Origin of the sequence: Ruminiclostridium cellobioparum DSM 1351 = ATCC 15832 (assembly GCF_000621505.1) — a bacterium.
GTDB classification, from domain to species: domain Bacteria; phylum Bacillota; class Clostridia; order Acetivibrionales; family DSM-1351; genus Ruminiclostridium; species Ruminiclostridium cellobioparum.
Map to the genome: position 1 here is coordinate 1 of NZ_JHYD01000010.1, position 14,884 is coordinate 14,884.

Sequence of the window (14,884 nt, forward strand, 5' to 3'; positions counted from 1 at the left end):
TCAATTGTATAAGTTATACAATATTTGAGCGGTATCAATCGTTTTAATACATAACAAATACAAATAATTGCACAATTTTTAGAAAATTATATTTAAAATCCGGTGCGAATGTACCTGGCTTTTAATGTTCACTTCGCATTCGCACTAAATTATCAAGGTACCCTCAACATCAAATGACTCTTTGGCACCTATATGCTCAACCTTGCTTTTGTAGTTATTCCCCAGATAATAAAATCTGAGACTATCCTTGTCTTTGTCTATAATTTTTTCCAGCTTATTTTTAACTTCCCTGCACTTTGCTGCATCCATGACACATTCAAATACAGAATTCTGGACACGTTGGCCATAATTGACGCATTGTTTTGCAACGCGGCGCAACCGTCTTTTTCCGGCTTCAGTTTCGGTATTTACATCATAAGTAATAAGTACCAGCATCCAATCACCTACTTCCACAAAAATGGAGGATATTCATCCAAATCTCCACGAATAAACCTAGCCAGGAGCATTGCCTGAGTATATGGCACAAGGCCCCATTCCAGTTTTTCCTGCAAAAACGGGTGAGTAATTTTCTCTTGCTTTCTGCTCTGCCAGGCTTGTAAAATCGTTTTACGCGTATCATCGTCCATTATGACGGCCCCATCCTCTTTTTGAGTAAACCCGCCAGAATTGACTACCCTTTTATTAATGAGAGAAATTACGAATCTATCTGCAAAAACACAGCGCAATTCCTCCATTAAATCCAGCGCAAGAGATATTCTTCCCGGTCTGTCCCTGTGCATAAAGCCCACATAGGGATCAAGTCCCACTGTTTCCAATGCCGCTGCAACATCATGTGCAAGCAACGTATATATGAATGACAGCATTGCATTTACATTATCAAGAGGAGGGCGTTTGTTCCTTCCGCAAAAGAAAAATTCCTGTTTTTGTTGAAGTATCAAGTCATCAAAAACACTAAAATACTGGGCTGCAGCCTCCCCCTCGAAACCACGTAACTCCTCTAGATTCTCACTTCCCAGAACAAAGCCTAATGAATTTGCCAATCCCGCCGACACCTTTTTAAGCTTATTCGTGTCGAGCCTCTCGGAATAATCTCTGGTTGCACGTTCGATAATCCATCTTGCGTTAAAGATCTTACCGAATATAAAATTCCTGGCTATTTTTGTACTATCTTCATTACTTTCGGATAACCTGTACTGTGATTTCCTTAAAGTTACATTTCCCCTGACCTCTCCAACAACCCGGGACAAAAATTTGCCACTCTGTGTCATAAAGCTCAGTGCAATATTGCGTTTTGCGCATGCACCCATCAATGCCGGACTGGCACCGGTATAACCAAAGGCAATAATACTTTCCAGATTATGCATAGGAATACGTACGGCCTCTAGGTCACCCTTCAGAATAACAAGGTTTTCCCCATCCAGCGACAGGTAACCGTCCGGTGAAGTTACATAAACAGTATTTAACAGTTTTCTCATTCTTCTACCTCTTTAAGGCTGTCTTTAATATATTTTGATACTGAAGGATTCTTGCACAGCCTAGGCAGGCAAATATCTGCCAACGAACATGCCTTGCAGCTCTTAGAGGGCTTTGTCTTAGGAGTATACCTTCTGTTGTACAACTCATGCATCTCATGCAAGGTGTCTCTTACCCGTTCCCTCAAATCCGTATCCAGCACGACCTTTAACCTGTGCCTTGTCTCACCGTAGAACATATATGCTTCCTTTATTTCACACAAAAGCATTTCCTCAAGGCACATTGCCTGTCCGCATAATTGCAGGATATCCGCTTCATTTTCCTTTGGTTTTCCCCGCTTATACTCCACCGGAACCGGTTTGTACAAGCCTTCCCTGCCGAATATGGTCACACCGTCGGCACATCTGTGCAGTTCAACAATATCACATACCCCGCTGACTCCCAGTGTCCTGGAGAAAACAGCCATGCCTCTGGAAATAATAATGTCTCCTCTTTTTTCAGAGAAGCCGTCGTCATGTGCCTTCTCATGAAGTATGTTTCCTTCAACAGTTCTCAAATTTTCCTGCCACTGCTGTTCAATATGTATCAGTGCCCACTGCCTCCTGCAAAAAGCGAAATGTTGAATACCGGACAATAACAGGAAATCTTCTTCGTTATATTCCATCATAAACTTCCGGCTTTAATCCTTCCAATTCATCACAAACAATTGAATAATCCTCTATGTCCTTAGGCATTTCTACCTTTGGTTCAATTTTCAAGCTCCTGTGTACTTTTGCGGAAGAGTATTGTCCCATCTCACAGCTATGCTTCCACCAATAAAGCTTACATACCTCCATACTGCCCTCAGGCCTTGCTGATGAGCAATCATTTTGGAATAATGTTTTTAAGGCCTCCTTGATAAGCTCACTGTCTTCTTCACTAAATCCCGTTTTAGATGCCAATTGTGTATTAATGCTTCCAACAACCTTATAAACACCAAAATCAACCCTGTGCTTCATACCCATAGTATCTGGACTTTTTTTGTCCGGATCTTTGCCTGTTTCTCCATTTACACTTTTTGTAATCTGAATACTTGTTATCTCAATGGGTGAAACACTTACACCCGAATGTACCGATACAGGCCCCCTTATACCTATAGAAACAGAATTATCCTCTCCCGCTTTAAAGGCAAACACCTGCCCGAAGCTCCGCACATCTATCCATTTAGAGCAGGCATAGGCAGCATACTGCTCCTTATCCTTAATTAATTTCTTTAATTCCGGACAACCATCTGCCCTGTCTTTCAAGCTTCTGAAACCATCAGTTCTTCTTTCATCAGACTGGACAAATATCTCTTTATCCATATCCTGTAGCCTATTTCGGATTTTTCTCTTTATGCAAACGTCAGAAATTTCCCCAAAACCATCATAATTTTCTCTCGGACGGTTTCCATTCAGGGGATCACCATTTGGATTTGCATTTTTCACCGAAATAATAATAGCAAAATCAATTTTGTTTTTTAATATACCCATAATTACAAGTCCTCCTCTTTGATATTTTCAAGTTTTTTCTTGTTATTTTCCTCGATCCTTTTATTCATTTCATCAATAAATACCTGCCTTTGGCAATGATACCCCAATAAATAGCTGTCCTTCAGTGCTTCCCTGGTTGTGAAATCCTCAAAGGATATCTTTGAATTTACATCTGAAATTTTTTTAACCAGCCCCCGGCCACTTTCACCCAGCCTGGAAATATAGGGCCTCAGCTTATCATTTAATATACTCCAGGTTTTATATGGATGAAGCTTAAACTGATGCATAAGCCTTTCAGCATTTGTATCCCTTTTTTCACCGGAATTCCTGATTGCCCATTCTTCAATTTCTTGAGCTATAGCCAAAAGCCTTCCAAAAAGATAGCTTCTATCCGTTTGATTTTCATCAAGTGCCATGTCCCACTCCTCCTCATTATTTCTATCGTGCTTCTTAACAAGCGCACAGGCTATGCTTAATACTTTTTCCCAGTTATACCGGCTCATTGAAACCGGATTGGATGCCCTGTTAACTGCTGCCTTTACAATGTCATACGGCATTCTTGCACCATCAGCAATACATGGCAGCAGCCTCTCTATAGTCGACTTCATAAGCTTGTCATCAACCTCAAGCCGTTCATTTCTTTCAACACCGAATGCCGCCCTTACAATTTCCCTGGGTGCAGGAGCTCCCACAAAGGGCTTTGTCTTGTACTTTGCCTTTCCCTTTTCGTCAACCCCGTCTGGAATTCTTTTATAGCTGTGCCTCCAGCTGCAGGTTTCATACCACTTATAAAGCCTGTCCAGAAAATCCGGCCCTTTCAGTTCCTTATAATAGGTAATAGAGAGCCTTCCTGTAGTTGCAGAATTAAGTCCCATTATCACTACATCTGCATTAGCGTCCAACTCAAATTCATAACCTGCAATAGCCTTATTAAGTTTTTTTGCATACTCCTTTTGCGTTGTTACTATTGGCAGTGGGGTTTCGTCCTCTCCGAATATATCATCTGTGTCCTCCAACAATTGCGGAAGCTTTTGATTTCCGGTTGCCCATGCAACAATAACTTCTTCTCCATCTTTTGGATTTCCAAACTTATAACCCTGGATATCAATTAACCACCGGAGTGCATTATGAGCCTTTTGAGAGGTTTCATAACCAACACTTGCTACCTGCTTTTTATCATAAAACCGCCCCTTAAATGTAAAACCACTTTCATCATTTGCCGATATGAGCTTTGCTTTGTCCCCAGAGCTTCTTACCTTGGAGGGATGCTTTTCAGAGCAGGGAATGGAAATTCCTCTTACATAGCACAAAGCTGTTTCCTTCTGCCTGCTCAAGTAATACTTTATATAGCTGTCATAAACCTTGTTATCCAGCCATACTGCTGTTTCGTAATCTCCGCCTGCATCTATATCACTCTCGACCCTGAACCTTATAAATACGTCTGGCTGGGCCACTGTTCCAAATTTGATATCACTTTTTATTAAGCCATCCTCACCACTGACCAATATTTTGCTATTAATCAAATCTGCTATGAGACCCTTCTTTTTTAAATACTCAAAAACAGCACATACTTTTTTATTTTTATATTCCGAATTGCACCAATCTTCCAACTGGTCAATATACCTATTATAAAACTCAGCTCCCTTCTCCTTTTTAACATAATCGGAAAAATCCCCTGCCACATATTGGAGTTTGTCACAAAGTGGGTGCGGAGCAATTCCGCTGCTTCGCGAAGCTGAATCCTCAGTGACAGGAATTATGGTTGTTTCCTCCCCTTTATCCAGAGTCCTAGCCCTCAGAAAATTGCCATAGTCATCAAGCACAACCTCTATTTGAGCATTCTGCGTAGAATGCGCAATTGGGAGCAGTGGGGTTTTACCATCTGTTCTTGGCACCCCGGCTTCACTTTTACAATTTTCATATGTATCATAGAGCTTACCAATCCATCCCAAGTATTTCTCCTCCCTCTTCAAATTCTTTTAACCCACTGAAATTATTTTCATTAAATTCTTTCATTCTCATAGCAGCCAACTCCCTTTTTATCTCACATTCATCGGGTCTAATAAATCGTATATAGCCGTCTATCATTATAGGAACCCATAGCCTCGCCACCATCTTGTCCCTGCCAACTTCACCACATGCTTCGTCAGGATAATCAAAGCCATGAAACATCAAACCAAAAGATATCTCACCATAGTTGTCATATTTCCCTTCACCTTCTCCAAATTTACAGGGTTCAACATATCCCTGGCATTCTCTCGTGCCAAGGAAGATATCCCTTCTTCCGCCCCTTTTTATCATTCTTTTTGCAATTAAATAGTGCTTGTTTTCATTTCTGTCCTGCTCTAATTCAGGCCGGTTGTAATTCCACTCAAAGTGAGCCTTAACCTGATATTGTACATCTACCAGGTATGAATAAATTGACAGTGTGTTCCCTCCGGTATAATTTATTGGACGAATTCCCTGGGATTGGGTTTTTATATAATTCATAACCCTCAGCTCGTCAATGTACCATATAAAAGTTGGTTTCCAATACACACTTTCCAGGATTCCCTTTAATGCCTGATATGTTGGAATCTGGTATGAAAGCTTTTCACCTCCCATCCTATTGATGGGGTCACTGAAAAGCGCATACCTTCCGCTGACCATAAATTCCACAGTGTTCTCTTTTTCCATCTTCTTCACCTCAACAATTTAAAAATTTAGGCTGTTCTTCTTCAGTAACTCCAGTGTTCTCATCATAAAAGCCTGTTCTGAGTGCAAGCACACCTCCGTTATTCAATGGGACAATAGCCCCTATAGCTTCCAATTTCTTAAATTCCAAATCATATAAATTAACAGAATACTGCTGTGCTTCTTTTAAATATCTTTTTAAATCTGTCAGATTGCATCTGCCATTAATTTTTATAATCAGTTCCTCACCTTTGCCGTAAGGAACAATAACTCCCCTGGTGTTTTGGTCTATGGCTTCAAAACAATCTCCTGCGGTTTTAAAGGAATTGTGAAGCACTAACTCAGGCTTTACCTGGTTTTTCTCAATGTATGCTCCAACCACTCCCCTGTTCCCTGACAACAAATCAAACATGTTTTTATCTGCATTTGGTTTTGGCAAAGTATAATCCATGTGTAATCTCAATTCATGAAAATAATATTGAAAGTATTTTTTAATAGCCTTAGGCGATATCAAATCATTGTCAAAAGCTTCCGGATTTCTCTCATATTCTGTAAGTATGTGGTACGTGGTTTGCTGGCCTGCCTTTATTTCCAGCAGCTTGCTGACATTTTCACTGTCCTGGTCCATATTTACAATAAAAACATTTCCGCAGTCGTTCTCTGCATGCCTGTTACACCGACCCGCCGCCTGTGCAATACTGTCCAGGCCGGCTAAAGACCGCACGACACATTTAAAAGAAATGTTCACACCCGCTTCAATCAACTGGGTGCTTATACATATTACCTTTCTTTTTCCAAGAACTTTTCTTATTGTGCCAAGTATTTTCATTCTGTGAGCAGCACACATATTAGTGCTCAAATGGAATACCACTGCCTGGTTTTCTTCGGGCAGCAAGGAATTTTCGGCGTCAATAGTTCTGAATAGTTCTTTTGCCGCCTTTTTTGTATTTAAAATTACTAATACGCTATTTGTTTCATTTTTATCTTGCTTTCCTTCTATTATTTCATTTACAAAGTCCTTTAAAGCTTGACAGGAGTACGCCTCGGCACGTATTTGGGGAATAATCTGAGTTCTCTTAAAATCCTTGAATTTATCGTTTGCATCTTTGATTATTTGTGACTTTTCTTCCAGCAGAATCGGCCTTTCTGTTCCGGACAGCAAGGGCTGGGTGGCTGAACAAAGAATTATTGTTGCGTTACAAATTTTAGATAAAAAGTTTACTGCAAAGTTAAACATATTAATGCACTTAATTGGAATAGCCTGAATTTCGTCAAATATGATTATTGAATTTGCAAAATTGTGCATTCTTCTGATGCTTTGAGTTCCGCCTTTAAACAATGTATTAAGAAATTGGACCATTGTTGTCAGTATAATGGGGCTATCCCATCTTTCTGTCAACAGCTTGTAATCTTCATCATCATTGTCAACAACGAGATTTGAATGATGTTCCAGGACAATGTCCTCTCTGCCGAGAAAAGCTTTTATATCTTTTGAATTCTGATCTATTATTGTGGTAAAAGGAATTATGTAAAATATCCTTTCTTTTCTATATTGCTTCGCGTGTTCCAGAGCATACCGCAGACTTGAAAGGGTCTTTCCTCCTCCTGTTGGCACCAGAAGCTGATATATTCCGGGTTTATTGACAGCAAACTCCTTGCAGGACAGAGATATTTCACTGCGCAGCATATCCACCTTAGTTTTTTGGGGGAGCAAATCCAATTCCTTGTTGAAATTTACTAATAGTTCTTCCCAGAGCTTGTCTATATCAATATTTTTTAGAGTCTCCGGGTTTTCCTTTTCTGCCATAAATCTGTATGTATCATATCTGTCTGCATCAATCAGGCAACTGAACAGGAACTTTTCCAGAGCGCCTGCAGAGTATAATCCAAATTCTCTATTGTTGTAAATTGCTCTTACTTTTATTATTATTTCTTTTATTTCTTGAGCCGACTGTTTGAATAATTTTTCAATCTCTTCCCGGCTTGCACATTCTTCAAAAAAATTGTTTAATGCTTCATCATAATTAAATTTAAGCTTGTCAGGTTTCACTCTTGAAGTAAATTTGTCATTTAAGTTCATATCAATACAGTCAATAAGCCCTCCATGATGTGAACATATTGCCAAAGCTATAATTTGAGCCGCCAGCTTTTCATAAGAATCTTTGGAACTAAAAAAAGTGTCATAGATAAATTTTGCACCTGAGGTAGCATGGTCTACAGAACCTCTCCGCGACTTGTCCTCCGGGTTGAGGAAACAATATATGATATATACTTTAAAGGCTTCGGTTCCCTTCCCCATGTCATGAAGAAGCCCTATTAGCTTTCCAGTATTTTCGAGTGAAATTTTTTTACAGAATTCTGAACACAATTGCGATACATTTTCAATATGCTCCTTTACACTTTGTCTAACTCCGTCGTTTTTTCTGATATGAGCAATAAACATAGCCTTCTCCTGTGAATTATTATAATAATATACTAATTTATTACTTATTTCCTATTATATACTGTTATTTTTACAAATCAATCAATTTGATTTAAATAATTCACAGTATATGCTAATTTTGATTTACTTAATTGTTAAACCGTCGCTCCTACGAGAGGAACGACAATGCCAATTTTCCCAGCAACTACAATCAGCTCTTGATTTCAATCCACGTTCCTACGAGAGGAGCGACATAAAAAAAACCACGTTTCGTGCGAATCATCCAATTTCAATCCACGTTCCTACGAGAGGAGCGACCTGATACTCTCAAAGGCCTTACCATACCTGTGTCAATTTCAATCCACGTTCCTACGAGAGGAGCGACATAAAAAAAACCACGTTTCGTGCGAATCATCCAATTTCAATCCACGTTCCTACGAGAGGAGCGACCTGATACTCTCAAAGGCCTTACCATACCTGTGTCAATTTCAATCCACGTTCCTACGAGAGGAGCGACCTAAAACAGTTACGTCAAACGAAAGAAATGTCACAAATTTCAATCCACGTTCCTACGAGAGGAGCGACAGCAAAAGTAAACAAGAAGTATTAATTTAAACTGTACAAATTATACAATATTTTAATAATCAATCAATGTTTTCAAAATACTTCTTATGAATATGATATAAAATCCAGCAAACTTTTGCTAAAATAAGGTGTGCAAATGTACTTAGCTTTTAATGTTCTCTCCACATTCGCACCTTATTTTAGCAGGGGCATTAATCTTTTTATATTTTTCATATTATCTTTTTACATAATGCACTTTTTTGATGGTAATACCCCAAAATCCAAACTCCTTGTTCTTCAAGTGACAAATGAGCAGGAATCGGATTTTTCTTCATATCCAGCATATCTATAATTTTGCATATATAAAAATCCATTCCTTTTTTATATTTATGGTTATGTATATAAAACTTTATTAATATTGGAAAAACACTTCCAGGCATCGTACATGCAGGTATAAAGTATCTATCTCTGATTGTCACTTTTAATTGTTCACCTATATTCTCTTGCTGTGCATCCTCCAAAACCGCAAAAAGTCTTCCTAATACATATGCTCTGTTTTTATTTTTTTTATTTAACGGCATTGTCAACCCCCTATTTCATGATAAATTAAAATCATATTTTTTATATCACATTATCTTGAATAAATTTTATTTTATTTTAAACTAATTATATTTCATCTGTTAATTATTGTCAATATTATTTGATTTTGACTAATTTTATGACAACTGCTATAATTTTTTTAAAAGTCAAAATATTTTAAATTTTTGTTAACAATTTAAAATATTTTGTGGATTTAAATAAGATTATGTGTTATGTAAAAAAAAGCGCTATGCATAGTTATATAGAAAATAACTATGCATAGCGCTTTTTCATAAAAGTTTTAAGCCTTATATCCCTTATAATTATTTTTTTAAAAAAATCATCAGCTCTATTTCCTCCTCAATATTGTAAAAGGTACAACTTCCTGCTTCACAGGCATGTATACAATCATCTGCGCATGGGGAGCTGTCCTTATGCTCTCTCCTTCATCGTTTTTCATAGCTTCTATAATCTGTACAAAATAATCCTTTCCCGGGACCACAACCTCGATCTCATCCCCCACGATCATCCTGTTCCTTTGTTCGATTTTGGCAATTCCGGTCTCCCTGTCATATTCCAGGACCATTCCCACAAAGTCATAATCCCTGATATATGAACTGGTATTGTATATCTGGTCCTCTCCTGTGGTCTTGTTGAAATAGAAGCCTGTGGTATACTCCCTGTGGCTTGCCTTTGACAGCTCCGCCAGCCATTCGGGATCATACCTGTAGTTTTCCGGATCGGACATATAGGCATCTATCGCCTTTCTGTAGGCGCTTACGACAGTGGCAACATAGAAGGAGCTTTTCATCCTTCCTTCTATTTTTAAACTGAATATGCCTGATTCTACCAGCTCCGGAATATGTTCAATCATGCATAAATCCTTTGAATTGAATATATAGGTTCCTCTTTCATCCTCATATACAGGATAATATTCACCCGGACGCTTTTCTTCAACCAGCTGGTACTTCCAGCGGCACGGGTGCGAGCATGCCCCCTTGTTGGAGTCCCTGCCGGTCATGTAGTTGCTGAGCAGGCAGCGCCCCGAATAGGATATGCACATGGCACCATGTATAAAGGCCTCGATATCCAGATCTTTTGGAGTCATGGCAGCCATTTCCCTTATCTCGTCAAAGGACAGTTCTCTTGCGACAACTATTCTTTTTGCCCCCAAATCATACCAGAACTTGGCGCTCATATAATTTGTGTTATTAGCCTGTGTACTGATGTGTATTTCCATATCCGGTGCAGTACTGCGCACAATATTAAAAATTCCGGGGTCGGATACAATTACCGCATCAACGCCAAGCTCATCCAGTTGTTTTATATATTCCGGCAATCCCACCAGATCTTGATTGTGGGGTATTATATTTACAGTGACATAGACCTTGCAGTTTCTTTCGTGGGCAAATTCAAGCCCCTCCCTCATATCCTCAAGGGAAAAATTGTCGGCCGATGCCCTGAGACCAAACCTTTGCCCTCCGATGTAAACGGCATCGGCACCATATAATATTGCCATTTTAAGTTTTTCCAAATTCCCAGCAGGAGCTAACAGCTCAACCTTTTTCATGCTTCCTCCGATATTTGTTCCATATTTTTCTTATAGCTCAGCGCAACACCATCTCCAATTGGGATTATTCCGGTTTCAAAGCTTTCATCCTGACAGAGCTTTTTCAGGAAGCTCCTCATACGTGTCACAATTGTTTTTTTGCGTCTGACAACCAATTCATCCGTGGCTATCATACCCTTGTAAAGCACATTATCCGAAACCAGCAGTCCCCCTGGAACAAGCATCCTCTTGCTTTGCTCAAGGAATTCGCTGTACTGGCCCTTGGCAGCGTCCAAAAATATCATATCGTACTGCTTGTCCAGACAGCCCAGCACTTCCATGGCATCTCCGGCAATAACATTGATAGTATCCTGAAGGCCTGCGGATTTTATGTTTTTTCTGGCAAGCTCAATCATCAGGTCATTTCTTTCAATGGTATCAATAATTCCGCCCGGTTTAAGAAAACCTGAAAACAGTATTGAGGAGTAGCCTATGGCCGTGCCCACCTCAAGGATTCTTCCCGGGCGGTTCATGTTCCCAAGCACCTTCATCATGGCAGCCACTTCAGGCTGTATGATGGGGACATGATTTTCGGCCGCGTACTTTTCAAGTTCTGCCAGCAGCCCCGAATTAGGTTTAATTGTTGCTCTGATGTAATCATTTATATATTCATAGTTTATCATGTCGACTGTCCTTTTTGTCCCGTTAAGTCTTGACCATAAAACTGGGGTGGCTCAGCCACCCCAGTTTTTATTTTGCCAAGCCATATTCCTTCATGGCTTTTAAATGTTCAGCATAAGTCTTTGTAAACTTGGTTGTTCCATCCCCTTTTGCGATGAAGAACATATAATCGGTGTCTTCATCGGGATACAAAGCCGCATTTATGGAATCCATACCCGGAGAGCAAATCGGTCCGGGCGGCAGCCCGGGATGAATATAGGTATTGTAAGGATTATCAATGGTAGTATCCTCATATGTCAGCTTTTCATGTACTTTTCCTTCGGTATTCAGGAAAATATACTGTATGGTTGCACATGACTGTAATTTTCTGAGATTTTGATCCTTGCTTTGCAAACGCTTGTGGAAGACAGCCGACACCAGCCTTCTGTCGTTGCTGCTGCTCGCTTCTCTTTCCACTATTGATGCAAGAGTAATTATTTCATCCATTGACATGCCAAGCTCCTTGGCCCGCTTATAATGCTCTTTTGTAAGTTTATTATTGAAATTCTGAAGCATTACCGATATAATGGTTTTTTCACTGGCATTCATGGCAAACTCATATGTATCGGGGAATAAATAACCCTCCAGCATAAACTGCCGGTTATTTACACTGCTTATCTGCTTAACAAAATCGAAGTCATATTTCTCATATTTCATTGCTGAATCAAATTTGTCCTCTATTGCAAGCCCTTTTTTAACAAAGGTCTGAACAATCTGTTTGTAAGTCAGGCCCTCAGGAATTGTAATCTTGACACTTTCGGGCTTGCTTATAAGAATGTTCATGATTGTGTCCAATTCAAGCCCCTTTGTCAATACATGCGTACCTGCCTGGTATCTGCCGTCATAGCCATTCAGCTTTGAAACCAGTTTGAATATCTGAGGCTTGTTTATAATTCCCTCTCCGCCAAGTATTTCAGCGATGTCATTGGTATCTGAGCCCATAGGTATGTCAACAAGTACAGCACCCTTGGAATCGGCCGGAATCTTTAAGGCTTCCTTCACCACATCGTCTTTGGAAGATTCCACCGTACTTTTGTAGGAATAAATTGCTCCCACCGAAAAAATAAACAGAAATACCAGTATGCTGGCAAGTACAAATGCAAGCCGCTTAAGACCTGCACAGATAACAAATATTCCGAAGAACACCATCACAAGCCCAATTACGGTAAGAAAAGCGTTAAGCGCCCCGTAATGGGCATCATAACCTTTGAGTATGGTTCTGACATAGTTCATGATATTGGGAACAGATAAAAATATTCCGATGATTATTGATAAAATACCAAGTCCTGCAACTTTCAATTTTCTACTCATTAATACGTGACTCCATTCTAATGATCAAAAAGACATAATGCACCTTTGTCGGCACATCTATAATAAATACTATAATATTTTTTTTTGTATTTGTCCACAATTAGTGGTTTACAGGAAATTATACTTTCCTTTTCCACCAAATGTCTGATCTGAAATTTATAAAGCCTGCAACTGAAAAATTACCGATGCAAGCTGACTGCTTTACATCGGTAATCTCAACTTTGGTATTTATTTTTTGCTTCTGTCTTTTGCTCTCATTTCGGTATCAAGAATCCTCTTTCTCAAGCGGATATTCTTGGGTGTGATTTCAACCAGTTCGTCATCTGCAATAAATTCCAGTGCCTGCTCCAGGCTGAGGACTGTTGGAGGAGTCAAACGCAGTGCTTCATCCGAACCAGATGCCCTCATGTTTGTGACATGTTTCTTTTTGCATACATTGACCACCAGGTCGTCATATCTTGCATTTTCTCCCACTATCATACCCTCGTAAACCTTAGTTCCCGGAGTTATGAACAGGGTTCCTCTTTCCTGGGCATTGAAGAGACCGTAGGTTACCGCTTCTCCGTCCTCCCACGCAACAAGTGAACCTCTCTGCCTTGTGGCAATGTCACCCTTATAGGGCTCATAACCGTGGAATACGTGATTCATTATTCCATTTCCCTTTGTATCTGTCATAAGTTCCGATCTATAGCCGATCAGGCCCCTGGCCGGTATTTTGAATTCCAGCCTCATATAACCCTGATTGGCAGAAGTCATATTTACCATTTCAGATTTTCTTGTACCCAGCTTTTCCATGACAACGCCCATGTATTCCTCGGGTACGTCGATCATCAGATACTCGATAGGTTCCATTAAAACTCCGTCTTCTTCCTTATTTATGACCGTAGGCTTTGAGACGTTGAACTCATATCCCTGTCTTCTCATAGTTTCTATTAATATTGAAAGATGGAGTTCTCCTCTTCCTGAAACCTGGAAGGCGTCGGCAGAGTCGGTTTCTTCAACCCTCAGGCTTACATTCGTTTCCAGTTCCTTAAAAAGTCTGTCCCTGACATGCCTTGATGTTACAAAAGTTCCTTCTCTTCCGGCAAACGGACTGTTATTTACACTGAAGGTCATTGACAGGGTAGGTTCATCAATGGCGGTAAAAGGCAGCGGTTCAGGTGCTCCCACATCACAGATGGTATCACCTATGGTTACGTCTCCGACACCTGAAACTGCGACAATATCACCTATTTTGGCCTCATTGGTTTCAATACGCTTAAGCCCTTCATAACAGTAGAGCTTGGTTATCCTGGCATTGAGGACCTGGCCTTCCTTTTTACATATTATTGCCTGCTGTCCAAGCTTTATGGAACCTCTTTCCACTCTTCCTATGGCTATTCTTCCAACATATTCATCATAGTCAATATTGGATACCAGCAGCTGAAGTGTTCCCGACTGATCACCCTTTGGTGCCGGAACCTTTTCAATGATCATATCAAATAAAGGTTTTAAATCAATCCTCTCCCCGCCCAGATCGCATACGGCAAAGCCTTCTCTTGAGGAGGCGAAAACCACCGGGAATTCGAGCTGATCGTCGTCGGCTCCCAATTCGATAAATAACTCGATTATTTCATCGACAACTTCATCGGGTCTGGCTTCAGGTCTGTCAATCTTATTGACTACCACTATGGGCTTCAAATTAAGTGCAAGAGCCTTCTTCAAAACAAATCTGGTCTGGGGCATAGAGCCTTCAAAAGCATCCACCAATAAAAGAACCCCGTCCACCATTTTGAGAACACGTTCAACTTCTCCGCCGAAATCGGCATGGCCGGGTGTATCAACTATGTTGATCTTGATACCGTTGTAGTTGACAGCGGTATTTTTTGCAAGGATGGTAATACCCCTTTCCTTTTCAAGATCATTGGAGTCCATTACTCTTTCGGCTACGGCCTCATTCTCTCTGAATATACCGCTCTGTCTGAGCATGGCGTCAACAAGTGTTGTCTTACCATGGTCAACGTGGGCTATTATTGCAATATTTCTTATATCCTGTCTGATATCCACAAAAATTCTCCTTCATAAGCTTTAGCTTTTAAAATG

Annotated in this window: 12 protein-coding genes; all 12 read right to left on the minus strand. The window is 40.0% G+C overall.

Going from position 1 to position 14,884, the window contains the following annotated elements; translation table 11 throughout:
• Positions 1-144 precede the first annotated feature (144 nt).
• The 12 genes from cas2 to typA all read right to left on the minus strand — a co-directional run bounded on the left by cas2 (position 145) and on the right by typA (position 14,848).
• Positions 145-435, minus strand: a complete 291-nt coding sequence (cas2, locus tag T344_RS0106720; protein ID WP_027628056.1) for a CRISPR-associated endonuclease Cas2 — start codon at positions 433-435, stop codon at positions 145-147.
• 8 nt (positions 436-443) lie between these two features.
• Positions 444-1,475 carry a type I-C CRISPR-associated endonuclease Cas1c gene (gene cas1c, locus T344_RS0106725; protein ID WP_027628057.1) on the minus strand — a complete coding sequence of 344 codons (1,032 nt, stop codon included), beginning with the start codon at positions 1,473-1,475 and terminating at the stop codon, positions 444-446.
• Entirely contained in the window at positions 1,472-2,140 is a 669-nt protein-coding gene (gene cas4, locus T344_RS0106730) for a CRISPR-associated protein Cas4 (protein WP_027628058.1), read from the minus strand. Before cas4 ends, cas1c begins: the two co-directional genes overlap by 4 nt.
• Positions 2,127-2,984, minus strand: coding sequence for a type I-C CRISPR-associated protein Cas7/Csd2 (gene cas7c, locus T344_RS0106735; protein ID WP_027628059.1), 858 nt, complete (start codon positions 2,982-2,984; stop codon positions 2,127-2,129). The genes cas4 and cas7c overlap by 14 nt, the downstream gene beginning before the upstream one ends.
• Positions 2,985-2,986: 2 nt before the next feature.
• Positions 2,987-4,936, minus strand: coding sequence for a type I-C CRISPR-associated protein Cas8c/Csd1 (cas8c, locus tag T344_RS0106740; protein ID WP_027628060.1), 1,950 nt, complete (start codon positions 4,934-4,936; stop codon positions 2,987-2,989).
• The gene (cas5c, locus tag T344_RS0106745) at positions 4,920-5,660 is read right to left on the minus strand and encodes a type I-C CRISPR-associated protein Cas5c (protein WP_027628061.1); all 741 of its coding nucleotides are present in this window, start codon (positions 5,658-5,660) and stop codon (positions 4,920-4,922) included. Before cas5c ends, cas8c begins: the two co-directional genes overlap by 17 nt.
• Before the next feature lie 10 nt (positions 5,661-5,670).
• The gene (locus T344_RS0106750; RefSeq protein ID WP_027628062.1) at positions 5,671-8,100 is read right to left on the minus strand and encodes a CRISPR-associated helicase/endonuclease Cas3; all 2,430 of its coding nucleotides are present in this window, start codon (positions 8,098-8,100) and stop codon (positions 5,671-5,673) included.
• A 773-nt stretch (positions 8,101-8,873) separates the two neighbouring features.
• Positions 8,874-9,224 (minus strand): type I-C CRISPR-associated protein Cas8c/Csd1, encoded by a 351-nt coding sequence (locus T344_RS0106755; protein WP_027628063.1) that lies wholly within the window; start codon positions 9,222-9,224, stop codon positions 8,874-8,876.
• A 347-nt stretch (positions 9,225-9,571) separates the two neighbouring features.
• Positions 9,572-10,792 (minus strand): peptidase U32 family protein, encoded by a 1,221-nt coding sequence (locus T344_RS0106760; protein ID WP_027628064.1) that lies wholly within the window; start codon positions 10,790-10,792, stop codon positions 9,572-9,574.
• On the minus strand, positions 10,789-11,454 hold the full coding sequence (locus T344_RS0106765; protein WP_027628065.1) for an O-methyltransferase: 666 nt from the start codon (positions 11,452-11,454) through the stop codon (positions 10,789-10,791). The genes T344_RS0106760 and T344_RS0106765 overlap by 4 nt, the downstream gene beginning before the upstream one ends.
• Positions 11,455-11,521: 67 nt before the next feature.
• Positions 11,522-12,802: an endolytic transglycosylase MltG gene (gene mltG / locus T344_RS0106770; RefSeq protein WP_027628066.1), complete on the minus strand. Its 1,281-nt coding sequence runs from the start codon at positions 12,800-12,802 to the stop codon at positions 11,522-11,524.
• A gap of 228 nt (positions 12,803-13,030) precedes the next feature.
• Positions 13,031-14,848, minus strand: a complete 1,818-nt coding sequence (typA, locus tag T344_RS0106775; RefSeq protein WP_027628067.1) for a translational GTPase TypA — start codon at positions 14,846-14,848, stop codon at positions 13,031-13,033.
• Positions 14,849-14,884: the final 36 nt, after the last annotated feature.